This is a genomic window from Streptomyces afghaniensis (assembly GCF_044327915.1).
Lineage (GTDB): Bacteria > Actinomycetota > Actinomycetes > Streptomycetales > Streptomycetaceae > Streptomyces > Streptomyces afghaniensis.
Map to the genome: position 1 here is coordinate 302,206 of NZ_JBIRGJ010000007.1, position 21,310 is coordinate 323,515.

The 21,310-nt window shown below is 70.8% G+C and carries 19 protein-coding genes and 1 tRNA gene; 8 read left to right on the plus strand and 12 right to left on the minus strand.

Annotated elements, in window-relative coordinates; genetic code table 11:
- The first annotated feature begins 2 nt into the window (after positions 1–2).
- From ACH4G3_RS27180 to ACH4G3_RS27190, 3 genes are read left to right on the plus strand one after another with little or no spacing between them, the layout of a single operon-like run.
- Positions 3–1,814: a branched-chain amino acid ABC transporter permease gene (locus tag ACH4G3_RS27180; RefSeq protein ID WP_397626969.1), complete on the plus strand. Its 1,812-nt coding sequence runs from the start codon at positions 3–5 to the stop codon at positions 1,812–1,814.
- A 5-nt stretch (positions 1,815–1,819) separates the two neighbouring features.
- Complete coding sequence (locus ACH4G3_RS27185) at positions 1,820–2,695, plus strand: ABC transporter ATP-binding protein (RefSeq protein ID WP_397626970.1); 876 nt, start codon at positions 1,820–1,822, stop codon at positions 2,693–2,695.
- On the plus strand, positions 2,692–3,408 hold the full coding sequence (locus ACH4G3_RS27190; RefSeq protein WP_397626971.1) for an ABC transporter ATP-binding protein: 717 nt from the start codon (positions 2,692–2,694) through the stop codon (positions 3,406–3,408). Before ACH4G3_RS27185 ends, ACH4G3_RS27190 begins: the two co-directional genes overlap by 4 nt.
- 75 nt (positions 3,409–3,483) lie before the next feature.
- Here the strand turns inward: ACH4G3_RS27190 and ACH4G3_RS27195 are convergent, their stop codons facing one another.
- On the minus strand, positions 3,484–4,140 hold the full coding sequence (locus tag ACH4G3_RS27195) for an ANTAR domain-containing response regulator (RefSeq protein ID WP_397626972.1): 657 nt from the start codon (positions 4,138–4,140) through the stop codon (positions 3,484–3,486).
- A 101-nt stretch (positions 4,141–4,241) separates the two neighbouring features.
- Here ACH4G3_RS27195 and ACH4G3_RS27200 point away from each other — a divergent pair.
- Positions 4,242–4,325, plus strand: a tRNA-Leu gene (locus ACH4G3_RS27200).
- An 87-nt stretch (positions 4,326–4,412) separates the two neighbouring features.
- Entirely contained in the window at positions 4,413–5,192 is a 780-nt protein-coding gene (locus ACH4G3_RS27205; protein WP_397626973.1) for a helix-turn-helix domain-containing protein, read from the plus strand.
- A 7-nt stretch (positions 5,193–5,199) separates the two neighbouring features.
- Here the strand turns inward: ACH4G3_RS27205 and pyk are convergent, their stop codons facing one another.
- Both pyk and ACH4G3_RS27215 read right to left on the minus strand, forming a co-directional pair.
- A complete protein-coding gene (gene pyk / locus ACH4G3_RS27210) occupies positions 5,200–6,636 on the minus strand; it encodes a pyruvate kinase (RefSeq protein WP_397626974.1) in 1,437 nt (478 codons plus the stop codon).
- A 189-nt stretch (positions 6,637–6,825) separates the two neighbouring features.
- The gene (locus tag ACH4G3_RS27215) at positions 6,826–7,545 is read right to left on the minus strand and encodes an SIMPL domain-containing protein (protein WP_397626975.1); all 720 of its coding nucleotides are present in this window, start codon (positions 7,543–7,545) and stop codon (positions 6,826–6,828) included.
- Between the two features lie 163 nt (positions 7,546–7,708).
- Between ACH4G3_RS27215 and ACH4G3_RS27220 the strand changes: the two genes are divergently transcribed.
- The gene (locus ACH4G3_RS27220) at positions 7,709–9,514 is read left to right on the plus strand and encodes a bifunctional metallophosphatase/5'-nucleotidase (protein ID WP_397626976.1); all 1,806 of its coding nucleotides are present in this window, start codon (positions 7,709–7,711) and stop codon (positions 9,512–9,514) included.
- Between the two features lie 13 nt (positions 9,515–9,527).
- Here ACH4G3_RS27220 and ACH4G3_RS27225 read toward each other — a convergent pair whose 3' ends face one another.
- From ACH4G3_RS27225 to ACH4G3_RS27245, 5 genes are all read right to left on the minus strand, one after another.
- Positions 9,528–10,940 (minus strand): lysine N(6)-hydroxylase/L-ornithine N(5)-oxygenase family protein, encoded by a 1,413-nt coding sequence (locus tag ACH4G3_RS27225; RefSeq protein ID WP_397626977.1) that lies wholly within the window; start codon positions 10,938–10,940, stop codon positions 9,528–9,530.
- Positions 10,937–12,343 (minus strand): pyridoxal phosphate-dependent decarboxylase family protein, encoded by a 1,407-nt coding sequence (locus ACH4G3_RS27230; protein ID WP_397626978.1) that lies wholly within the window; start codon positions 12,341–12,343, stop codon positions 10,937–10,939. Before ACH4G3_RS27230 ends, ACH4G3_RS27225 begins: the two co-directional genes overlap by 4 nt.
- A gap of 134 nt (positions 12,344–12,477) precedes the next feature.
- The gene (locus ACH4G3_RS27235) at positions 12,478–13,311 is read right to left on the minus strand and encodes an NAD(P)H-binding protein (protein WP_397626979.1); all 834 of its coding nucleotides are present in this window, start codon (positions 13,309–13,311) and stop codon (positions 12,478–12,480) included.
- 113 nt (positions 13,312–13,424) lie between these two features.
- On the minus strand, positions 13,425–15,920 hold the full coding sequence (pepN, locus tag ACH4G3_RS27240) for an aminopeptidase N (RefSeq protein WP_397626980.1): 2,496 nt from the start codon (positions 15,918–15,920) through the stop codon (positions 13,425–13,427).
- A 67-nt stretch (positions 15,921–15,987) separates the two neighbouring features.
- Positions 15,988–16,539, minus strand: coding sequence for a response regulator (locus ACH4G3_RS27245; protein ID WP_397626981.1), 552 nt, complete (start codon positions 16,537–16,539; stop codon positions 15,988–15,990).
- Between the two features lie 255 nt (positions 16,540–16,794).
- Here ACH4G3_RS27245 and ACH4G3_RS27250 point away from each other — a divergent pair, with 255 nt between their 5' ends.
- On the plus strand, positions 16,795–17,631 hold the full coding sequence (locus ACH4G3_RS27250; RefSeq protein WP_397626982.1) for an alpha/beta fold hydrolase: 837 nt from the start codon (positions 16,795–16,797) through the stop codon (positions 17,629–17,631).
- Positions 17,632–17,675: 44 nt separating this feature from the next.
- Here ACH4G3_RS27250 and ACH4G3_RS27255 read toward each other — a convergent pair whose 3' ends face one another.
- The gene (locus ACH4G3_RS27255) at positions 17,676–18,026 is read right to left on the minus strand and encodes a chorismate mutase (protein ID WP_397626983.1); all 351 of its coding nucleotides are present in this window, start codon (positions 18,024–18,026) and stop codon (positions 17,676–17,678) included.
- A 45-nt stretch (positions 18,027–18,071) separates the two neighbouring features.
- On the minus strand, positions 18,072–18,524 hold the full coding sequence (locus tag ACH4G3_RS27260; protein WP_397626984.1) for a GNAT family N-acetyltransferase: 453 nt from the start codon (positions 18,522–18,524) through the stop codon (positions 18,072–18,074).
- A gap of 121 nt (positions 18,525–18,645) precedes the next feature.
- On the opposite strand from ACH4G3_RS27260, the gene ACH4G3_RS27265 reads away from it, so the two are divergent.
- A complete protein-coding gene (locus ACH4G3_RS27265; RefSeq protein WP_243381013.1) occupies positions 18,646–19,533 on the plus strand; it encodes a hypothetical protein in 888 nt (295 codons plus the stop codon).
- 40 nt (positions 19,534–19,573) lie between these two features.
- Here the strand turns inward: ACH4G3_RS27265 and ACH4G3_RS27270 are convergent, their stop codons facing one another.
- On the minus strand, positions 19,574–20,497 hold the full coding sequence (locus ACH4G3_RS27270) for an SDR family oxidoreductase (protein WP_397626985.1): 924 nt from the start codon (positions 20,495–20,497) through the stop codon (positions 19,574–19,576).
- Positions 20,498–20,515: 18 nt separating this feature from the next.
- Entirely contained in the window at positions 20,516–21,280 is a 765-nt protein-coding gene (locus ACH4G3_RS27275) for an SDR family oxidoreductase (RefSeq protein ID WP_397626986.1), read from the minus strand.
- Positions 21,281–21,310: the final 30 nt, after the last annotated feature.

Consider the following 21,310-nt stretch of genomic DNA (forward strand, 5'->3'; position numbering starts at 1 on the left):
ACATGACCGAGACGACCAAGACCCCCGCCCCGGACGCCGTGCCCACCCCGCCCGCACTGCGCGGACTCATACCGCTGCCCGCGGCGGCCGCCCGCGCCCTCCTGCTCGCCGGCGGCATCGCCACCGCGGCCTCCGCGTTCCTCGCCTGGACCTGGACCGACGAGTTCCCCGGCGACCTCACCATCAACGGCTACCCCGGCGGCCTGCAGTGGCTCACCTTCACCGCCGGCGTCCTCACCGCACTGTTCGCGCTCGCCTCATACGGCATCCGCGGCCTCGGCTGGCTGCTGCCCGCCCGCAACAACGCACCCCTCGTCCTCACCGCCCTCGGCGGCTTCACCGTCACCTGGTTCACGGTCATCGCCATCAGCGCCGAACTCGGCGGCGTCGTCAACCTCGAACCCGGTGGCTGGATCGCGGCCATCGCCTCGCTCCTGCCCCTCCTCGGCGCCTTCGCCCTCCCCCAGGAGAAGACCGGCACCGACGGCACCAAGGCGGCCCTCAAGGCCTACATCGCCAAACCGGACCGCATCCCCGCCGCCCAGGCCATCGCGCCCTGGGTCCAGCGGGCCGTGATCACCGTCGTCACCATCATCGGCCTCGGCGTCTTCACCTACGGCATCGACACCGAGTACGGCGAACTCTTCGTCGGCTACCTCTTCGTCGTCACCTTCGCGATGTGGGCACTGCACACCGCCGGCCTGCTCGACCGCTTCTCCCAGCTGGTCGCCGGCAACCGCAGCTTCACCCTCGCCATGGGCTTCGCCGCGGCCATCGCCTTCCCCTTCACCCAGACCGACGACCACTACGCCAACATCGGCGTCAACATCCTGATCTTCGGGACGGTCGCCCTCGGCCTGAACATCGTCGTCGGCCTCGCCGGACTCCTCGACCTCGGATACGTCGCCTTCCTCGGCGTCGGCGCCTACACCGCCGCCCTCGTCTCCGGCTCCGAGTTCTCCACCATCTCCGGCGTCCACCTGCCCTTCTGGGCCTCCGCCCTGGCCGGCGCCGCAGCCTCCCTCGTCTTCGGCGTCCTCATCGGCGCCCCGACCCTGCGGCTGCGCGGCGACTACCTCGCCATCGTCACCCTCGGCTTCGGAGAGATCTTCCGCATCGCCGTCAACAACATGGACGGCGACTCCGGACCCGACGTCACCAACGGGCCCAACGGCATCGCCAACATCCCCGACCTGAACCTCCTCGGCTTCAACTTCGGCCAGGCCCACGACATCGGCGGATTCACCCTCGGCCGGTTCGCCAACTACTACCTGCTGATGGTCCTCATCATGGCCATCGTCGTCCTCGTCTACACCCGCGCCGCCGACTCCCGCATCGGCCGCTCCTGGATCGCCATCCGCGAGGACGAGACCGCCGCGACCGCCATGGGCATCAACGGCTTCCGCGTCAAGCTCGTGGCCTTCGCCCTCGGCGCCGCCCTCGCCGGCCTCGCCGGCACCGTCAGCGCCCACGTCACCTACAGCGTGGTCCCCACGCCGTACCAGTTCGCCGGCTCCACCCCGCCCAACTCCGCGTTCCTCCTGGCCGCGGTCGTCCTCGGCGGCATGGGCACGGTCGCGGGCCCGCTCCTCGGCGCGGCCCTGCTCTACCTGCTCCCCGAAAAGCTGGTGTTCCTCCAGGACAAGTCGCTCCTGGCCTTCGGCATCGCGCTCATCCTGCTGATGCGCTTCCGCCCCGAAGGCATCATCGCCAACCGCCGGCGCCAGCTCGAATTCCACGAGACCGGCCAACTCGACGTACCCAAACAGACCACGCTGACCGACGAACCGGCCGTCACCAAGGCGGGGGCGTAACCAACATGACGACACCTGTACTCGAAGCCCGCGGCGTCACGATGCGCTTCGGCGGCCTCACCGCCGTCCGCTCCGTCGACTTCACGGTCAACGCCGGCGAGATCGTCGGACTGATCGGCCCCAACGGCGCCGGCAAGACGACCTTCTTCAACTGCCTGACCGGCCTCTACGTCCCGACGGAGGGCACGGTCTCCTACAAGGGCACCGTCCTGCCGCCCAAGCCCCACCTCGTCACACAGGCCGGCATCGCCCGGACCTTCCAGAACATCCGCCTGTTCGCCAACATGACGGTCCTGGAGAACGTCCTCGTCGGCCGCCACACGCGGACCAAGGAAGGACTGTGGTCGGCCCTCCTGCGCGGCCCCGGCTTCAAGAAGGCCGAACGCGCCAGCGAGGAACGCGCCATGGAACTCCTGGAGTTCATCGGCCTCGCCCACAAGCGCGACCACCTCGCCCGCAACCTCCCCTACGGCGAGCAGCGCAAGCTGGAGATCGCCCGCGCCATGGCCTCCGAGCCCGGCCTGCTGCTCCTCGACGAGCCCACCGCCGGGATGAACCCCCAGGAGACGCGGGCCACCGAGGAACTCGTCTTCGCCATCCGCGACAAGGGCATCGCCGTCCTCCTCATCGAGCACGACATGCGCTTCGTCTTCAACCTCTCCGACCGTGTCGCCGTCCTCGTCCAGGGCGAGAAGCTCGTCGAAGGCACCTCCGACGTCGTCCAGGCCGACGAGCGCGTCATCGCCGCCTACCTCGGCGAGCCGTTCGAAGGCGACCCCGGCGAAGCCGAGGCCGCTGAGGTCGAAGCAGCCGAGGCCGCGGCCGACGCCGCCGCCGACGCGCCCAGCACCGCCAGCAGCACCAAGGGAGAAGCCAAGTGACCGCACTCCTCGAGGTCGAGGACCTCCGGGTCTCCTACGGCAAGATCGAAGCCGTCAAAGGCATCTCCTTCAGCGTCGACGCCGGCCAGGTCGTCACCCTCATCGGCACCAACGGCGCCGGCAAGACGACGACCCTGCGCACCCTCTCCGGCCTGCTGAAGCCCACCTCCGGGAAGATCATCTTCGACGGCAAGCCCCTGACCGGCGTCCCCGCCCACAAGATCGTCGCCCTCGGCCTCGCCCACTCCCCCGAAGGCCGGCACATCTTCCCCCGCCTCACCATCGCGGAGAACCTCCAGCTCGGCGCGTTCCTCCGCAAGGACAAGGAAGGCATCGAGAAGGACATCCAGCGCGCCTACGACCTCTTCCCCATCCTCGGGGAACGCAGGAAGCAGGCCGCCGGAACCCTCTCCGGCGGCGAACAGCAGATGCTCGCCATGGGCCGCGCCCTGATGTCCCGGCCCAAGCTCCTCATGCTCGACGAGCCCTCCATGGGCCTCTCCCCGATCATGATGCAGAAGATCATGGCGACGATCTCGGAGCTGAAGTCCCAGGGCACGACCATCCTGCTCGTCGAACAGAACGCCCAGGCGGCGCTCTCCCTCGCCGACCAGGGCCACGTCATGGAGGTCGGCAACGTCGTCCTCTCCGGGACCGGGCAGGACCTGCTCCACGACGAGTCGGTCCGCAAGGCGTACCTCGGCGAGGACTGAGCCCCCGGCCCGCATACGAAGAGGCCCGCTCCCCCTCCGGACCGGAGGGAGGGCGGGCCCTTCTGCTCTGCTCGATCAACCCTTGCCGGACTTCTTCTCCTCGGCGTCCTGGATCACGGCCTCCGCGACCTGCTGCATCGACATCCGCCGGTCCATCGACGTCTTCTGGATCCACCGGAACGCGGCCGGCTCGGTCAGCCCGTACTCCGTCTGGAGGATCGACTTGGCCCGGTCCACCAGCTTGCGCGTCTCCAGCCGCAGCGTGAGGTCCGCGACCTCCTTCTCCAGCTCCTTCAGCTCCGTGAAACGCGAGACGGCCATCTCGATCGCCGGCACGACGTCCGTCTTGCTGAACGGCTTCACCAGGTAGGCCATGGCACCGGCGTCCCGGGCCCGCTCCACGAGGTCGCGCTGCGAGAACGCCGTCAGCATCAGCACCGGCGCGATGCTCTCCTCGGCGATCTTCTCGGCCGCGGAGATACCGTCCAGCTTCGGCATCTTCACATCCAGGATCACCAGATCGGGCCGGTGCTCACGGGCCAGCTCCACGGCCTGCTCCCCGTCCCCGGCCTCACCGACGACGGTGTACCCCTCCTCCTCCAGCATCTCTTTGAGATCGAGCCGGATCAGGGCCTCGTCCTCGGCGATGACGACCCGCGTCGTCATCGGAGGCACGTGCGACTTGTCGTCTTCAGGCACGTCAACAGGCTGGGGCGACTCGGGGGCGCTCACGTGGGCTCCTTGGTAGGGGCAGGCCGGTACTGCTCCCAAGAGCGTACCTAGCAGCAGGGCCGCACGGTGAACCGGTACACTGCTCATCGGTCCCCTGACTTGCCCGGTTGGAGGAACTGGTCAGACTCGCGGCACTCAAAATGCCGTGCCCTTTGGGCATGTGGGTTCGAATCCCACACCGGGCACAACGAGGTCAGAAGCGGAGAATCACGTTCGCGTGGTTCTCCGCTTTTTGCTGCAAACAGTCACGACCAGTGGCGCAGAGTTACCCCATGGAGCAGCACAGCCCTTCGATTCGAGCCCAAGCCGTCGCACTGATGCGCCAGGGCGTACCGAACCGCACAGTCGCGGAGCGCCTGAATGTCCCGCGAGGCACGGTCGGCTGGTGGCGTAGCGAAGACCGCAGAGCGCGCGGCGAGACCTACGAGCAACCGACCGACTGCCCCCGGTGCACAGGCCGCGAGTTCGACCAGGTCGCATACGCCTACTTGCTCGGGCTCTACCTCGGCGACGGCCACATCATCTCGAAGCGCAAGCAGCACCACCTGTCCGTCTTCTGCAATGCAATGCAGACCGGCCTGATCTCTGCTGCCGAAGACGCCATGCGCAAGGTGATGCCATTACCCAGCGTCAAGCAGCGCTACAAGCCCGGCTGTGTCGAGGTGAAGTCCTACACGAAGCACTGGACCTGCATGTTCCCTCAGCACGGCCCCGGCAAGAAGCATGAGCGTCGGATCGCCCTCGAACCCTGGCAGCAGGAAATCGTCGACGCCCACCCCTGGGAATTCATCCGGGGCCTCATTCACTCCGACGGCTGCCGCGTCACCAACTGGACGACCCGCATGGTCGCCGGGGAGCGCAAGCGGTACGAGTATCCCCGGTACTTCTTCACCAACGCCTCGGAGGACATCCGGCGGCTCTACACCGACACCCTCGACACCCTCGGCATCGAGTGGACCCACTGCACCCGCAACGGCAACCCGTACAACATCTCCGTCGCCCGCAAAGCCTCCGTAGCCCTCATGGACGCCCACGTCGGCCCCAAGTACTGACGACGCCCTACTTCGGGCTGTCGTCCTCGCCGATGTGGTGGACGCGGACCATGTTCGTCGAGCCCGAGACGCCGGGTGGGGAGCCGGCCGTGATGACGACCGTGTCGCCCTTGGCGCAGCGGCCGTAGCGGAGCAGTAGTTCGTCGACCTGGTCGACCATCGCGTCTGTGGAGCCGACTTCCGGGCCGAGGAACGTCTCCACGCCCCACGTCAGGGCGAGCTGGGAGCGTGTCGCCTGGTCGGGGGTGAAGGCCAGCAGTGGGATGGGTGAGCGGTAGCGGGAGAGGCGGCGGGCGGTGTCGCCGGACTGGGTGAAGGCGACGAGGAACTTCGCGCCCAGGAAGTCGCCCATTTCTGCCGCCGCCCGGGCTACCGCGCCGCCCTGGGTGCGGGGTTTGTTGCGTTCCGTCAGGGGCGGGAGGCCCTTGGCGAGGATGTCTTCCTCTGCCGCCTCGACGATGCGGGCCATCGTGCGGACCGTCTCGATCGGGTGCTTGCCGACGCTGGTCTCGCCGGACAGCATCACCGCGTCCGTGCCGTCGATGACCGCGTTGGCGACGTCGGAGGCCTCCGCGCGGGTCGGACGCGCGTTGTCGATCATCGAGTCGAGCATTTGCGTGGCGACGATGACCGGTTTGGCGTTGCGCTTCGCCAGTTTGATCGCGCGCTTCTGGACGATCGGGACCTGTTCCAGCGGCATTTCGACGCCGAGGTCTCCGCGCGCGACCATGATGCCGTCGAAGGCCGCGACGATGTCGTCGATGTTCTCCACCGCCTGGGGTTTTTCGACCTTGGCGATGACGGGGAGCCGGCGGCCTTCCTCGTCCATGATGCGGTGGACGTCCTGGATGTCGCGGCCGGTGCGGACGAAGGAGAGGGCGATGACGTCGGCGCCGGTGCGCAGGGCCCAGCGGAGGTCGCTCTCGTCCTTCTTGGAGAGGGCGGGGACGGAGACGGCGACGCCGGGGAGGTTGAGGCCCTTGTGGTCGGAGATGACGCCGCCCTCGACGACCGTGGTGTGGACGCGGGGGCCGTCGACCTCGGTGACTTCGAGGCAGACCTTGCCGTCGTCGACGAGGATGCGTTCGCCGGTGGTGACGTCGGCGGCGAGGTCGGCGTAGGTGGTGCCGCAGATGTTGCGGTCGCCTTCGACGCCTTCTTCGATGGTGATGGTGAAGGTGTCGCCGCGTTCGAGGAGTACGGGGCCTTCGGTGAAGCGGCCGAGCCGGATCTTCGGGCCTTGAAGGTCGGCGAGGACACCGACGCTGCGGCCGGTCTCGTCGGCGGCCTTTCGCACCCGGTGGTAGCGCTCCTCGTGTTCGGCGTGTTCGCCGTGGCTGAGGTTGAAGCGGGCTACGTCCATTCCGGCGTCGACCAGGGCTTTGATCTGGTCGTACGAGTCGGTGGCGGGCCCCAGTGTGCAGACGATCTTTGCTCGGCGCATGGTCTGAGCCTATGAGTTACCGACTGGTAGAGAATTGGTCGTGAGTGACTACTCAACAGACTTTGCGTGAAACGTTATTGACAAGTGTTGAATTGTGCGGCGGGGTGCTCCGATGAGCACCCCAGAGGAATTCGGTCGGATTTTCGGACGGGTGATCGGACGGGTTTTCGGAAATGGGACTGACGTCCCCTAGAGCTCCGGCGGCACCATCGTGAAGCGGGCGTTGATCTGGGCGTGGACCCGCTGCCGCTGGGGTTCGAGGTCGAGAGGGGCGGCGGGGGCGTTCTCGGCGGCTCCGCCGTATACGGCGGAGCGTGCGCGGCCGGGTGCCTGGGGGTACGGAGGCGGTGCGTTCTCGGCGCCGATGTCGGCGAGTTCGACCAGGGCGGAGAGGGTGGTGCCGAGTGCCTCGGCGTACTCGCGGGCGCGCTGGACGGCTTCCCTTACGGCTTTCTTGCGGGCTTCGCGGTGGGCGGGCGAGTCGGGGCGCAGGGCCCACCAGGGGCCGTCCACGCGGGTGAGTTCCAGGTCGGCGAGGCGGGTGGTGAGTTCGCCGAGGGCGGTGAAGTCGGTGAGTTCGGCGGTGACGTGGACCGTGCCGTGGTAGGTGCGGACGCGTTCGCCGCGGCCGTGCTTGGTGAGTTCGGGGGTGATGGAGAAGGCGCCGGTCTCCAGGCGTTCGACGGCGTCGCCGTAGGACTTGACGAGGTCGAGGACGCCGGCGTTGCGGCGGGTGAGGTCGTCGAGGGCGGAGCGGCGGTCGCGTCCGCGGGCGGCGACGGTGATGCCTATGCGGGCGATCTCGGGGTCGACTTCGAGGCGGGCTTCGCCGCGGACGGCGATGCGGGGGGCGTCGGGTGTGCCGTAGGGGACGGCGGTCGGGGAGGCGTCTGACGTGGGCGCGGTCATACGTCCCACTCTGTCATGTCTTGGCTGGCCACAGGGGTGGAGTCGGTGGGCCGAGTCATCAGATCGCAACCTGCCGGGTCTGTTGCTGCCGGTCATGACCGGGTCAGAATCTACGCGCGTTATCTACGCGCGTCGTTCACAGATTCCGCGAGGAGAGCCAGACATGCCGTTGAACCGCCGGAAGTTCCTGGGGAAGTCCGCCGTGACCGGGGCGGGGGTGGCGCTGGCCGGGGCGGTCGGGGCGCCGGGTGCGCAGGCGGCCGAGGCAAGCGCGGACAAGCGGGGCCCCAAGCGGTACGCGTTCACCGTGCTGGGGACGACGGACCTGCACGGCAACGTCTTCAACTGGGACTACTTCACGGACAAGGAGTTCGACGACAAGGACCACAACGACGTCGGTCTCGCCAAGGTCTCGACCCTGGTGAACCGCGTCCGTGAGGAGAAGGGCCGCCGCAACACGCTGCTGATCGACGCGGGTGACACCATCCAGGGCACGCAGTTGTCGTACTACTACGCGAAGGTCGATCCGATCACGGCCGAGGGCGGCCCGGTGCACCCGATGGCGCAGGCCATGAACGCCATGGGCTATGACGCGGCGGCGCTCGGCAACCACGAGTTCAACTACGGCATCCCGGTGCTGCGGAAGTTCCAGCAGCAGTGCCGTTTCCCGCTGCTGGGGGCGAACGCGCTGGACGCGAAGACGCTGCGGCCCGCTTTCCCGCCGTACAGCATGCACCGGCTGCGTACGCCGTTCGGGCGTGACGTGAAGGTGGCGGTGCTGGGTCTGACCAACCCGGGCATCGCGATCTGGGACAAGGCGAACGTGCAGGGGAAGATGACGTTCCCGGGGCTGGAGGAGCAGGCGGCGAAGTGGGTGCCGAAGCTGCGGTCGATGGGCGCGGACGTCGTCATCGTGTCGGCGCACAGCGGTTCGTCGGGGACGTCGTCCTACGGTGACCAGCTGCCGTACATCGAGAACGCGGCGGGGCTGGTGGCCGAGCAGGTGCCGGGCATCGACGCGATCCTGGTCGGGCACGCGCACACGGAGATCCCCGAGTACTTCGTCACCAACAAGAAGACCGGCAAGCAGGTCGTGCTGTCGGAGCCGCTCAAGTGGGGTCAGCGGCTGACGCTCTTCGACTTCGAGCTGGTCTGGGAGAAGGGCTGCTGGAAGGTCGAGAAGGTGGGTGCCCAGGTCCTGAACTCCAACACCGTTCAGGAGGACCCGGAGATCGTCCGGCTGCTGTCGGACGAGCACGAGAAGGTCGTGGCGTACGTCAACCAGGTCATCGGCACGAACGCGGCGGAGATGACGTCGGCCGAGGCGCCGTACAAGGACGTGCCGATCATCGATCTGATCAACCACATCCAGGCGGACACGGTGAAGCAGGCCCTGGCGGGCACGGAGCACGCCGCGCTGCCGGTGCTGTCGCAGGCGGCGTGCTTCTCGCGGTCCGCCCGGATCCCGGCGGGCGAGGTGACCATCCGGGACGTGGCGGGGCTGTACGTCTTCGAGAACACGCTGGAGGCGCGTCTGATGACGGGTGCGCAGATGAAGGCGTACCTGGAGTTCTCGGCGAACTACTACGTGCAGACGGCGCCGGGTGCTCCGGTGGACCCGGCGAAGCTGACCAACGCGAACGGCACGCCGGACTACAACTACGACGTGGTGAGCGGCCTTTCGTACGAGATCGACATCGCGAAGCCGGCCGGTTCGCGGGTGACGAACGTGCGCTTCGAGGGGCAGCCGCTCGCGGACGACGCGAAGTTCGTGTTCGCGGTGAACAACTACCGGGCCAACGGCGGCGGCAACTTCCCGCATGTCGCCGCCGCCCCGGTGCTGTGGTCGAACTCGGAGGAGATCCGCAACACCATGATCGCCTGGGTGAAGGCGAAGGGGGCCGTCGACCCGGCCGGGTTCGCGGCGGTGGACTGGAGGCTGACGCGGAACGGCACGCCCGTCTTCTGAGCCGCGTGCTTCGTCACCTTCGGTCGTCGACGAGCGGGGTCAGCACCGGTGCCTCACGGGGCGGCGGGACCTGCTGCCGCTGCGTGAGGCCGAAGGTGGTGAAGGCGGTGCGGCGCGGGAGCGCGTAGGCCTCCCTGCCCGTCAGGGAGTTGAGGATGATCGCGCTGCGCCAGGCGGCGAGGCCGAGGTCCGGGGTGCCGACGCCATGCGTGTGGGTCTCGGCGTTCTGGACGTACACCGTGCCGGTGACGGACGGGTCGAGGACGAGGCGGTAGTCCTCGTCGATGCGCGGCCGCGCCCGGCTGTCGCGGCGCATGTAGGGGTCGAGGCCGGCCAGGACGCGGTCGAGGGGGCGTTCGCGGTAGCCGGTGGCGAGGACGACGGCGTCGGTGGTGAGGCGGGAGCGGCTGTCCTGCGGGCCGTGCTCCAGGTGCAGTTCCACCTTGGTCGTCGCGACGCGGCCGGCGGTGCGGACCCGGACGCCGGGGGTGAGGACGGCGTCGGGCCAGCCGCCGTGCAGGGTGCGGCGGTACAACTCGTCGTGGATGGCGGTGATGGTGGCGGCGTCGATGCCCTGGTGCAGCTGCCACTGTCCGGCGACGAGCCGGTCGCGGGCGGACTCGGGCAGGGCGTGGAAGTAGCGGGTGTGGTCGGGGGTGAAGTGCTCCAGGCCGAGCTTGGAGTACTCCATCGGTGCGAAGGCCTCGGTGCGGCCGAGCCAGTGGAGCTTCTCGCGTCCGGCGGGCCTGCCCCGCAGCAGGTCGAGGAAGATCTCGGCGCCGGACTGTCCGATGCCCACGACCGTGACGTGTTCCGCGGCGAGGAGGGCCGCGCGGTGGTGGAGGTAGTCGGCGGCGTGCACGACGGGCACGCCGGGGGCCTCGACGAGGGGCTTGAGGGGGTCGGGGACGTAGGGTTCGGTGCCGATGCCGAGGACGACGTTCCGCGCGTGGGTACGGCCGAGGGCTTCGCCTTCTCCGTCGGCGTCGAGCTGGGTGAAGTCGACTTCGAAGACGTCCTGTTCGGGGTTCCAGCGGACGGCGTCGACCTGGTGGCCGAAGTGCAGCGCCGGGAGGTTGTCGCAGACCCAGCGGCAGTAGGCGTCGTACTCGGCGCGCTGGATGTGGAAGCGCTCGGCGAAGTAGAAGGGGAACAGCCGCTCACGGGACCTGAGGTAGTTGAGGAAGGTCCAGGGGCTGGTGGGGTCGGCCAGGCTCACCAGGTCGGCGAGGAACGGCACTTGGATGGTCGCGCCCTCGATGAGCAGGCCCGGGTGCCAGCCGAACGCGGGGCGCTGCTCGTAGAAGGCGGTGTCGAGTTCGCCGAGGGGGTGGGCGAGCGCGGCGAGGGACAGGTTGAACGGGCCGATGCCGATGCCGACCAGGTCGCGGGGGGCGTCGGGGCCGGGGGTCTGTGCGGGGTTCATCGGGGGGTGTGTCCTTCCACGAGTGTCGCTTGCCGCGCTGACACCAGGTGCAGCAGCGCGGCCAGGTCGGCGGGCCCGGTGTGGGGATTGAGCAGGGTGGCCTTGAGCCAGAGCCGACCGTCGAGGAGGGCCCGGCCGAGGACGGCGCGGCCGTCGGTGAGGAGCGCGCGGCGTACGGCGGCGACGGTGTCGTCGGTGGCGCCGGCGGGCCGGAACAGGACCGTGCTGATGGCGGGCCGGGCGTGGAGTTCGAAGCCGGGGTGCTCGTCGACGAGGGCGGCGAACTCCCGGGCAATGGCGCAGACCTGGTCGACGAGCGCGCCGAGGCCGCCGCGGCCGAGGGTCCTGAGGGTGACGGCGAGTTTGAGGACGTCGGGGCGGCGGGTGGTGCGCAGGGACCGGCCGAGCAGGTCCGGCAGGCCGGCCTCGGTGTCGTCGGCGGCGTTGAGGTAGTCGGCGCGGTGCCGCAGGGCGGTGAGGTCGCGGCGGTCCTTGACGGCCAGGAGGCCGGCGGCGACCGGCTGCCAGCCGAGTTTGTGCAGGTCGAGGGTGACGGTGTCGGCGGTGTCGAGCCCGGCGAGCCGGGTGCGGTGGCGGTCGCTGAAGAGGAGGCCTCCGCCGTAGGCGGCGTCGACGTGCAGCCGGGCGCCGTGCGCCGCGCAGCGGGCGGCGATCTCGGGCAGGGGGTCGATGAGTCCGGCGTCGGTGGTGCCGGCGGTGGCGGCGACGAGCAGCGGGCCGGGCAGGTGGGAGAGGGCCTCGTCGAGCGCGGCGGGGTGGAGTGTGCCGGCCGGGGCGGGTACGACGACGGGGTCGGGCAGTCCGAGCAGCCAGGCGGCCCGCGCCAGCGAGTGGTGGGCGTTGGCCCCGCACACCAGCCGCACGGTCCCGCCGTAGGTCTCCCGTGCGAGGAGGAGGGCGAGCTGGTTGGACTCGGTGCCGCCGGTGGTGATCAGGGAGTCGGGGTCCGTGCCCGCGTCTGACCCGGCCCTGTAGATCTCCGTGGCCAGCGCTCCGGCGACCAGGGTCTCCAGTTCCGATGCGGCCGGGGCCTGGTCCCAGGAGTCCAGGGACGGGTTGAGGGCCGAGGCCGCGAGGTCGGCGGCGGTGGCGAGGGCGAGGGGCGGGCAGTGGAGGTGGGCGGCGCACCGGGGGTGTGCCGGGTCGGCGGCGCCCTCGGCGAAGGCGCGGACGAGGGTGCGCAGGGCGTGCGGGTCGCCCTTGTCGGGCAGGGCCTCGCCCAGCGCCTCCCGCATCCGCGCCGCGACGGCGTCCGGCCCGCCCGCCGGCAGGGGGCCGCCGCGCGCCCGGGCGCCCTCGTCCAGCGCGTCGAGCACGGTGTCGAGCAACGGCCGCAGGGCGCGGGGGCCTTCGGGACCTGAGGCGAGGGGCGGCGTGCTCATGGGCTGTCCTCCGGGGCGCGGGGCGACGCGCCCGAAAAGCCCAACGACCGGACCCGGATGGAGGTACTTCCGTACGAGAAAACCGGATGGACGTACTTCCGTACGGAAGAGGCCGCTGCAGGGTTCCGGCCGTCTCAGCCCTTGAAGTCGTCCACGTGGTCCTCGGCCCAGACGGCGAAGGGGCGGGCCGGCCGGCCGGTGATCTCCCCTACCGTGCCGGTGATTTCCGGCGGTGTACCGACCGTGGCGGCGAAGCTGTCCATCAGGGCCCGGAGCATGTCCGGCGGGACGTGCGGGAACAGTTCGGGGCCGGCCTGGTCCGGTGGGATCTCGGCGAAGCGCAGCTCGCGGCCGAGGGCCCGGCCGATCGCCGCGACCTGCCCGGCGTTGGTGATCGCCTCGGGCCCGGTGAGGCGGTGGGCTGCGCCCTGGTGGCCGTCGTCGAGGAGGGCGCGTTCGGCGACGGCGGCGATGTCGTCCTCGTGGACCGGGGCGGCCTGTCCGTCGGCGAAGACGCCTCGGACGGTGTCGCCGGTGCGGATCTGCGGGGCCCACTGGAAGGCGTTGGCGGCGAACGCGTTGGGGCGCAGGAAGGTCCACTCCAGGCCGCTGTCGCGGACCTGCTGCTCGGCGCCGGCGTGCATGACGTGGATGGGGTGGGTCTCGTCGGCGCCCGAGTCGATGATCCCGGAGGACAGCAGGACCACGTGACGCACTCCGGCGGCACGGGCCGCCGCCAGGAGGCCGGCCGTGCGGTCGCCGCCCGCCTGGACGTACAGGAACAGCTTGGTCACGCCTTCGAACTGGGCGGCCGGCTCGTCGAGGCCGAGCCGTACCGTCTCGGTGGCCGCGGGCAGGCGGGCGCGTTGCGGGTCGCGGGTGAGCGCCCGCACGGGCCGTCCGGCGGTGACGAGACGTTCGACCAGGGCACGGCCGACGTTTCCGGTGGGGCCGGTCACTGCGATCACGAAGGGCTCCTCGGGCTCGATCGTCGTTGTCTGCCCGAGGCTATGAAGGCCGGCCGGCCCGCCGCATCGTCGTCAGGGACCAGCCGGCCCGCCCGCGCCCTACGTCGCCGGTCCTAGACCTCCTTGCCCTGGCGGACCCGCAACGCCCGTGCCAGGTCGTCGAGTTGGTCGACGAGCTTGCGGCGCAGCGCCGGGATCGGCGCCGCGTCCCGCAGGCACTCCTCGCCGAGGCGGAGGTTCGCGGGGTCGACGGTGTCGGCGGGGAAGGCCCAGCGGCCGGCGGCTTCGGCGATGGCCGGGCCGCGTCGGTCGGCCAGGTCGACCGCGTCGGTGTAGTAGCGCGGCACGTACGGGCGTACCAGGTCGGCCTGTTCGGGCTGCCAGAAGCCCTGGGCGGTGGCGGTGAACAGGTAGTTGGACAGGTCGTCGGAGCCGAACATGGATTCCCAGGCGCGGGCCTTGGCCTCCGGGTCGGGCAGGGCGGCCCGGCAGCGGGCGGCGCCCTCCAGGCCGGTGGCGCTCGGGTCGCGTTCGAGTTCGGCGGCGACGGCGGCCTCGTCGACGGCGCCGAGGACGGCGAGCCGGCCCAGGACGCGCCAGCGCAGCTCGGGGTCGAGTTCCGGGCCGCCGGGCACGGTGCCGTCGGCGAGCCAGGCGGCGATGGTGTCCGGGTGGGCGGTGACGTCGATGCGGTGGCGTACGGCGATCAGGCGCAGGCCGGGGTTGTCGCCGTCCTCGGTGCGGCGGATGAGGTCGCGGCACAGCTCGGAGAGCGTGGCGAGCGCGGCGGGCCGCTCCTCGAGGGTGACGTAGCGGTCGGTGATGTACGTGGACGCGAAGGCGAGCACGCCCTGGACGATCGCGAGGTCGGTCTCAAGCGGGAGATGGGCCCGGGCGGTCTCCAGGTAGGCGGCGGGCGCCAGTTCGCCGTCGCGGACGGCGTCGCGCAGGGCGTTCCAGACGACCGCGCGGGTGAGCGGTTCGGGCAGGCCGGACAGGTCCTTGCGGATGGTCTCGAAGGACTCGGGATCGAAGCGGACCTTGGCGTAGCTGAGGTCGCCGTCGTTGAGGAGGAGCAGGGCGGGGCGCTTGCCGATGGGGTGGGCGTCGCTCTGCGGCAGGTCCAGGTGGAGACGTGTCCGCAGGACGAGCTGCCTGCCGTCGTCGCCGAGGTCCCGGTCGTACAGGCCGGCGGCGATGCGGTGGGGGCGGCTGCCGGTGCGGTCGACGGTGAGGGCGCAGGTGCCGTTCTCGCCGGGGGTGACGCGGGGGGTGAGGGTGTCGACGCCGGTGGTGCGCAGCCAGGCGTCGGCCCAGGCGTGGACGTCGCGTTCGGTGGCGCCGGCGAGGGAGTCGATGAAGTCGGCGAGGGTGGCGTTGCCGAACTTGTGGCGGGCGAAGTGGGTGTTGATGCCGGCCAGGAAGTCCTTCTCGCCGAGCCAGGTGACCAACTGCCGCAGCGCGGAGGCGCCCTTGGCGTAGGAGATGCCGTCGAAGTTGAGCAGCGCGGAGGCGGTGTCGTCGACGGCCTCGGGGGCGACGGGGTGGGTGGAGGGGCGCTGGTCGGCGTCGTAGCCCCAGGCCTTGCGGCTGACGCCGAAGTCGGTCCACGTGTCGTTGAAGCGGGTGGCCTCGGTGAGGGTCTGGTAGCCCATGTACTCGGCGAAGGACTCGTTCAGCCAGATGTCGTCCCACCACTTGAGGGTGACGAGGTCGCCGAACCACATGTGGGCCATCTCGTGGGCGACGACCATGGCGCGGGTCTGCCGCTCGGTGTCGGTGACGGCGGAGCGGTAGACGAACTCGTCGCGGAAGGTGACCAGGCCGGGGTTCTCCATGGCGCCCGCGTTGAACTCGGGGACGAAGGCCTGGTCGTAGGAGTCGAAGGGGTACGGCTCGTCGAACTTCTCGTGGTAGCGGTCGAAGCACGCGCGCGTGACGTCGAGGAGCTCGTCGGCGTCGGTGTCCAGGTAGGGGGCGAGGGAGCGGCGGCAGTGCAGGCCGAAGGGCAGGCCGCGGTGCTCGGTGCGCACGGAGTGCCAGGGGCCGGCGGCGACGGCGACGAGGTAGGTGGAGATCAGCGGGGTGGCGGCGGCCTTCCAGAGGCCGTCGCCGGTGTGCTCGGTGACGCCGTTGGCGAGGACGGTCCAGTCCTCCGGGGCGCGCACCGACAGTTCGAAGACGGCCTTGAGGTCGGGCTGGTCGAAGGCGGCGAAGACGCGCTGGACGTCCTCCATGAACAGCTGGGTGTAGACGTAGGTCTCGCCGTCGGTGGGGTCGGTGAAGCGGTGCATGCCCTCGCCGGTGCGGGAGTAGCGCATGTGCGCGTGCACGCGCAGTTCGTGTTCGCCGGCGGTGAGGTTCTTCAGGGGCAGCCGGTTGCCGTCGAGGGCTTCCGGGTCCAGGGGTTGTCCGTCGAGGGTGACGGAGTGCAGCTCGGCGGGCCTGACCTCGACGAAGGTGTCCCCGTCCGCGCGGGCGCTGAACCTGATCAGGGTGCGGGAGTCGAAGGTCTCGTCCCCGGTGGTCAGGTCGAGTTCGATCGTGTAGCGGTGGACGTCGAGGAGCCCTGCTCGGGTCTGCGCTTCGTCGCGCGTCAGTACGGACATGCAGGACATGCTGCCTGATGGCACTGGCATGGCACAGAGGCGGATCGGTATGCGACCGATGTCCGGTCTACGTGCGGTCCTTTTCGAGCTCCCCTGCGTGCGCCTGCGCGGGCCGCTGGGGCGGTACGCGCGCCTCGGGGTGGGGCAGGGCGGGCCGCTGGGGGTGTGCGGCGGTCTCGGTGTGCTCCCGGACCTGGGCGCGCAGCCGGCGCACCTCCTGCTCCAGGGCGAGGTGGTGCTGGTGGGCGTCGTAGAGGTAGCGGACCTTGGTGCGCAGGGCCCAGGGGTCCACGGGTTTCATGACGAGGTCGGCGACGCCGAGGCCGAAGGCGGCGGTGGTCAGTTCCTGGTCGGGGCCGAAGCCGGTGAGCAGGATCACCGGGATGTGCTGGGTCTGTTCCACGCCCCGCATGTAGCGCACGACCTCCAGTCCGCTCACGCCGGGCATGCGCACGTCGAGCAGGAGCAGGCCGACCTGGCCGCGCAGCACCTCCTTGAGCGCCTCGTCGCCGCTGGTGGCCCGGCCGAGCTGATAGCCCAGCGGGGCCAGGGCGCTCTCCAGCGCGTACAGCGTGTCCTCGTGATCGTCGACGATGAGGATCCTGGTATCCGACGGCATGGCCCGACGCCCCTCCCTCGTGGAGGATCCAGAGTAAGTCCGGGACACTGACGGGCAGTACTCGTCAGCTGACATGCTGTGCACAGCGCAGCATGCCCCGCGCGGGGCGCGGTGTCACTCCCCCGGGGGAGCGGGCGGGGATTCGGCAGACGCATCCGCCCGTGGGTACCGATGAGTTTTCCGTACCACAGGGGTCTCAACGGCAGCGGCTCACGCCGCAGCGGGACGGACCCCATGGGAACGGGAGAGAAGGTCATGAAAGCAACCCGAGGGCAGGCAGCCGGGGCCGGCGTTCGTGTCGTCTCCGCCGACGGCACGGAGATCGCGTTCGAGCAGTCGGGCAGCGGGCCGGCTGTCGTCCTGGTGGCCTCGGCCCTGGCCGACCGCTCTGACACCACCAGGCTCGCCGCCCTCCTCGCCGAGCACTTCACAGTGATCAACTACGACCGGCGCGGCCGGGGCGCCAGCGGTGACGCCGGCGCCTACGCCGTCGAGCGCGAGATCGAGGACATCGCCGCCTTGGTCGAGCACGCCGGCGGCTCGGCGTCACTGTTCGGCTCGTCCTCCGGGGCGGTCCTCGCCCTGCGTGCGGCCGCTGCCGGAGTGAACATCGACCGCCTGGCCCTGTACGAGCCGCCGTTCGTGGTCGCCGACGGCGACGACGGCCCGCCCGGCGACCTCGCGCGGCAGGTCACCGCGCTGCTCGCGCAGGGCCGCGACAGCGACGCGGTCAAGTACTTCATGACGAGGGTGCAGGGCATGCCCGGGATCGCCGTGTTCTTCATGAGGCTGATGCCGAAGGTGTGGGCGAACCTCACCGGGTTGGCGCACACCCTGCCCTACGACATCGCGGTCATGGGCGACACCCAGCAGGGCAAGCCGCTCAACGCCGAGGAGTGGAAGGGCGCGAGCGTGCCCACCCGGGTGCTGACCGGCGGCAGGAGCCCGGCCGCCTTCCAGCGCGCCGCCCGCGCCGTCGCCGAGATCCTGCCGCAGGCCGACCACCGCACCCTGCCGGGCCTCAACCACGGCGCGGTCGTCATGGCACCGAAGAAGATCGCCCCGCAGATCACCGAATTCCTCAAGGGGTGACCTGACTTGATCCTTGGCCTGGGCGGGTCAGGGACCGGGCCGGGTCAGTTACCGCCCGGTGCCGACCCGTTGAGCGTCTCGTCCGCGATGCGTTCGTGGTGGCGGATGACTTCGGCGACGATGAAGTTCAGGAACTTCTCCGCGAAGGCCGGGTCCAGTTTGGCGTTCTCGGCGAGGGCACGCAGCCGGGCGATCTGGCGGGCCTCACGGGCCGGGTCGGCGGGCGGCAGCTGGTGCCGGGCCTTGAGGTGGCCGACCTGCTGGGTGCACTTGAAGCGCTCGGCGAGCATGTGGACGACGGCCGCGTCGATGTTGTCGATGCTGTCGCGCAGGCGCGCGAGTTCCGTAACGACGGCAGGGTCGACGTCACCGGTGCCGGTGTTGCTGGTGGTCATGGCAGGTCAGCCTAAGGGGCGCACGCCCGGCGGCCGCGGGCCGTCTCACGACTCGGCGGGGCTCAGCCGTTTGTGGAAGTAGACGTCCTCGTGTCCGCCGGGCACGCCCTCGATGCGGGCCCGCTCCCGGAAGCCGAGCCGCGGGTAGAAGCCGGGCGCCTGGAAGCTGTACGTGGAGACGATCATGTCCGTGCAGCCGCGCCGGACGGCCTCTTCCTGCGCGGCGCGCATCAGGCGGCTGCCCCAGCCGGCGTGCCGCTGGTCCGCGCGCACCCAGAGCATGTCCACGCAGGCCAGGCTGCCCCAGGTCCAGGCGGTGAGCCCGCCGATCAGGTCGCCGGTCTCGTCGGCGACGCGGACGGAGAGGGGCTCGGTGGTGGCACCGTCGGCGGCCGCGGTGTTGAAGGCGGTGAGCTCCTCGTCGAGCCGCTTCTCGAGTGCGTCGTCCTGGCCGCCCACCTGGAGCGAGGCGGCGACGGAGCGCTGTTCGCCGGTCACGACCCGGATTCTGCCAGCGGCCCGGGGCGGCGACGACCGGTTTTCACAGCCGCGGCGCGGCCCCAGGGGCGTCACACTTCCGTACAGTGGAACCGGGTTCAGGGCGTCTTGGGGGTGAGGCGTGGCGAACGACGGGCCGGTCGAGCACGGCTACCCGCATCTGGAGACGGTGCGGGCCGCCATCACGGCGCTGTACAGGCGGCTGTCGTACGACACGATCCAGACGTTCGCGACCAGTGTGCTCCCCGCCGACGTGGCGTTCTGCGACACCGACGACCTGTATCTGGGGGCGCAGCGGGTGGCGCACGAGCTGGTGCGGCACTACCGGCTGCCGGACGCCCGGCTGATCGTGAGCTTCCGGGAGATGCGGCACGCGGCGAATGTCGAGCTCGCGGCCGGGCCGGAGTACTTCGTGGAGCTGAACGACCGGTTCCGTACGCATCGGCGGGACATCGGGGCGGCCCTGGCGCACGAGGTGATGCATGTGTACCTGCACCGCCTCGACCTGTCGTTCCCCGGCGTCCGGGACAACGAGATCCTGACGGACACGGCGACGACGTATCTGGGCGCGGGCTGGCTGCTGCTGGACGCGTACCGGGAGGACCGGGCGTCGTCCCAGAAGCTGGGGTATCTCACGCCGGAGGAGTTCGGGTACGTACTGGCCAAGCGCGCGCTGGTCTTCGGCGAGGACCCCTCGGTGTGGTTCACCAGCCCGCAGGCGTACACGGCGTACGTGAAGGGGATGGAGCTGGCCCGACGCGATGAGCAGCAGCCGCCGCTGACCGCGGCGGGGTGGGCGGGGCGCAGGCGGTACGCGCGCGACCGGCGGCACGCGCCGGCCGGCCCGCCGCAGCCGGGTGTGCGGTACTCGTTCACTCCCGACGGGGGCGGGCGGCTGCGGGTGTCGTTTCCCTGTCCGACCTGCCATCAGCGGATCAGGGTGCCGGTGCGGGGGCGGGTGCGGGCGCGGTGTGCGTTGTGCCGGAGCGTGCTGGAGTGCGACACGTAGGTGTGCGCGGGGGTGGGAAAGGGATCGCTCGCCGGTCTTCCTACGCCCCGTACACGCCCCCCGGCTCGCCCGCCTCCGCCAGGAGTTTCCGGGCCGCCTCCCCCGCCTCCGCCGGAGCCCACCGTTCCGCCTTGTCCGCGCTCGGGCCCGGGCGCCAGCCCTCCATCACCGTGATCCGGCCGCCCTCCGCCTCGAAGACCCGGCCCGTGACCCCCGCGCTCGCGGCCGAGCCGAGCCAGACGACCAGGGGGGAGACGTTCTCCGGGGCCATCGCGTCGAAGCCCGAGTCGGGCGCCGCCATGGTGTCGGCGAAGGTGCGCTCCGTCATACGGGTCCGGGCGGCGGGGGCGATCGCGTTGACCTGGACGCCGTAGCGGCGCAGTTCGGCCGCCGCGACCAGGGTCAGGGCGACGATCCCGGCCTTGGCCGCGCTGTAGCTGCCTTGTCCGACCGAGCCCAGCAGGCCGGCTCCGCTGCTGGTGTTGACGATCCGGGCCTCGGGCCGGCGGCCCGCCTTGGCCTCGGACCGCCAGTGCGCGGCGGCGTGCCGCAGGGGGAGGAAGTGGCCCTTGAGGTGGACGCGTACGACGGCGTCGAAGTCGTCCTCGTCGAGGTTGACCAGCATCCGGTCGCGCAGGAAGCCCGCGTTGTTGACGAGCGTGTCGAGCCGGCCGTACGTCTCCAGGGCCGTCCGGACGAGGGAGGCCGCGCCCTGGGTCGTGGCGATGTCGCCGCCGTGCGGTACCGCCTCGCCGCCCGCCGCGCGGATCTCCTCGGCGACGCGGGCCGCCGGGCTGTCGGGCCCGCCCGTCCCGTCGGCTCCGGATGTGCCGTCGAGGCCGACGCCGAGGTCGTTGACGACGAGCCGCGCGCCTTCGGCGGCGAACGCGAGGGCGTGGGCGCGGCCGAGCCCCCGGCCCGCGCCGGTGACGACGACGACCCGCCCGTCGCAGATTCCGCTCATCCCGGCTCTCCTGTCATCTCAGGTCTCCTTGTTCGTGGTCGAGGCGTCCAGGACGTTCGCCGTCGAGGCGTCCAGGAAGGCGGGGCGCTCCCCGCCGCCGTGGACGAGCAGGCTCGCCCCGCTGATGTAGGCGGCGGCGTCCGAGGCGAGGAAGACGGCGGCCCGGCCGACGTCGGACGGCTCGGCGAGACGGCCGAGCGGGACGGTGCGGGCGACGGCGGCGACGCCGTCCTGGTCGCCGTAGTGGAGGTGGGACAGCTCGGTGCGGACCATGCCGACGACGAGCGTGTTGACCCGGATGTCGGGGGCCCACTCCACGGCCATCGAGCGGGCGAGACTCTCCAGGCCCGCCTTCGCGGCGCCGTAGGCGGCGGTGCCCGGGGAGGGGCGGCCCCCGCTGACGCTGCCGATCATGACGATCGAGCCCCTGGCCCGCCGCAGGTGCTCGTACGCGGCGAGGGACACGGTCAGCGGAGCCACGAGGTTGAGCTCCACCACGCGCGCGTGCCGGTCGGCGTCGGCGTGGGTGAGCGGGCGGTGGGGGCTGCCGCCCGCGTTGTTGACGAGGACGTCCAGCCGCGGCAGCTCGCCGCACAGGCGCCGGACGGCCTCGGCGTCCCGGACGTCCAGCGGCACGAACTGCGCTCCCGGCACCGGGACTTCCGGCGGGCGGCGGGCACAGACCACGACCTCGGCGCCCGCCCGTACGAAGGCACGCGCGATGCCGGCCCCGACGCCCCGGGTCCCGCCCGTGACGACGGCGACCTTCCCGTCCAGCTCCATTCGCTGCTACCTTCCACCTAACAAACGTTT

Bases quoted from the DNA above. Each gene is read 5' to 3' on its own strand.
- ACH4G3_RS27180 (WP_397626969.1), top strand. From the start codon at position 3: ATGACCGAGACGACCAAGACCCCCGCCCCGGACGCCGTGCCCACCCCG.
- ACH4G3_RS27185 (WP_397626970.1), top strand. From the start codon at position 1,820: ATGACGACACCTGTACTCGAAGCCCGCGGCGTCACGATGCGCTTCGGC.
- ACH4G3_RS27205 (WP_397626973.1), top strand. From the start codon at position 4,413: ATGGAGCAGCACAGCCCTTCGATTCGAGCCCAAGCCGTCGCACTGATG.
- pyk (WP_397626974.1), bottom strand. From the start codon at position 6,636: ATGCGCCGAGCAAAGATCGTCTGCACACTGGGGCCCGCCACCGACTCG.
- ACH4G3_RS27215 (WP_397626975.1), bottom strand. From the start codon at position 7,545: ATGACCGCGCCCACGTCAGACGCCTCCCCGACCGCCGTCCCCTACGGC.
- ACH4G3_RS27220 (WP_397626976.1), top strand. From the start codon at position 7,709: ATGCCGTTGAACCGCCGGAAGTTCCTGGGGAAGTCCGCCGTGACCGGG.
- ACH4G3_RS27225 (WP_397626977.1), bottom strand. From the start codon at position 10,940: ATGAACCCCGCACAGACCCCCGGCCCCGACGCCCCCCGCGACCTGGTC.
- ACH4G3_RS27230 (WP_397626978.1), bottom strand. From the start codon at position 12,343: ATGAGCACGCCGCCCCTCGCCTCAGGTCCCGAAGGCCCCCGCGCCCTG.
- pepN (WP_397626980.1), bottom strand. From the start codon at position 15,920: ATGTCCGTACTGACGCGCGACGAAGCGCAGACCCGAGCAGGGCTCCTC.
- ACH4G3_RS27245 (WP_397626981.1), bottom strand. From the start codon at position 16,539: ATGCCGTCGGATACCAGGATCCTCATCGTCGACGATCACGAGGACACG.
- ACH4G3_RS27250 (WP_397626982.1), top strand. From the start codon at position 16,795: ATGAAAGCAACCCGAGGGCAGGCAGCCGGGGCCGGCGTTCGTGTCGTC.
- ACH4G3_RS27255 (WP_397626983.1), bottom strand. From the start codon at position 18,026: ATGACCACCAGCAACACCGGCACCGGTGACGTCGACCCTGCCGTCGTT.
- ACH4G3_RS27270 (WP_397626985.1), bottom strand. From the start codon at position 20,497: ATGAGCGGAATCTGCGACGGGCGGGTCGTCGTCGTCACCGGCGCGGGC.
- ACH4G3_RS27275 (WP_397626986.1), bottom strand. From the start codon at position 21,280: ATGGAGCTGGACGGGAAGGTCGCCGTCGTCACGGGCGGGACCCGGGGC.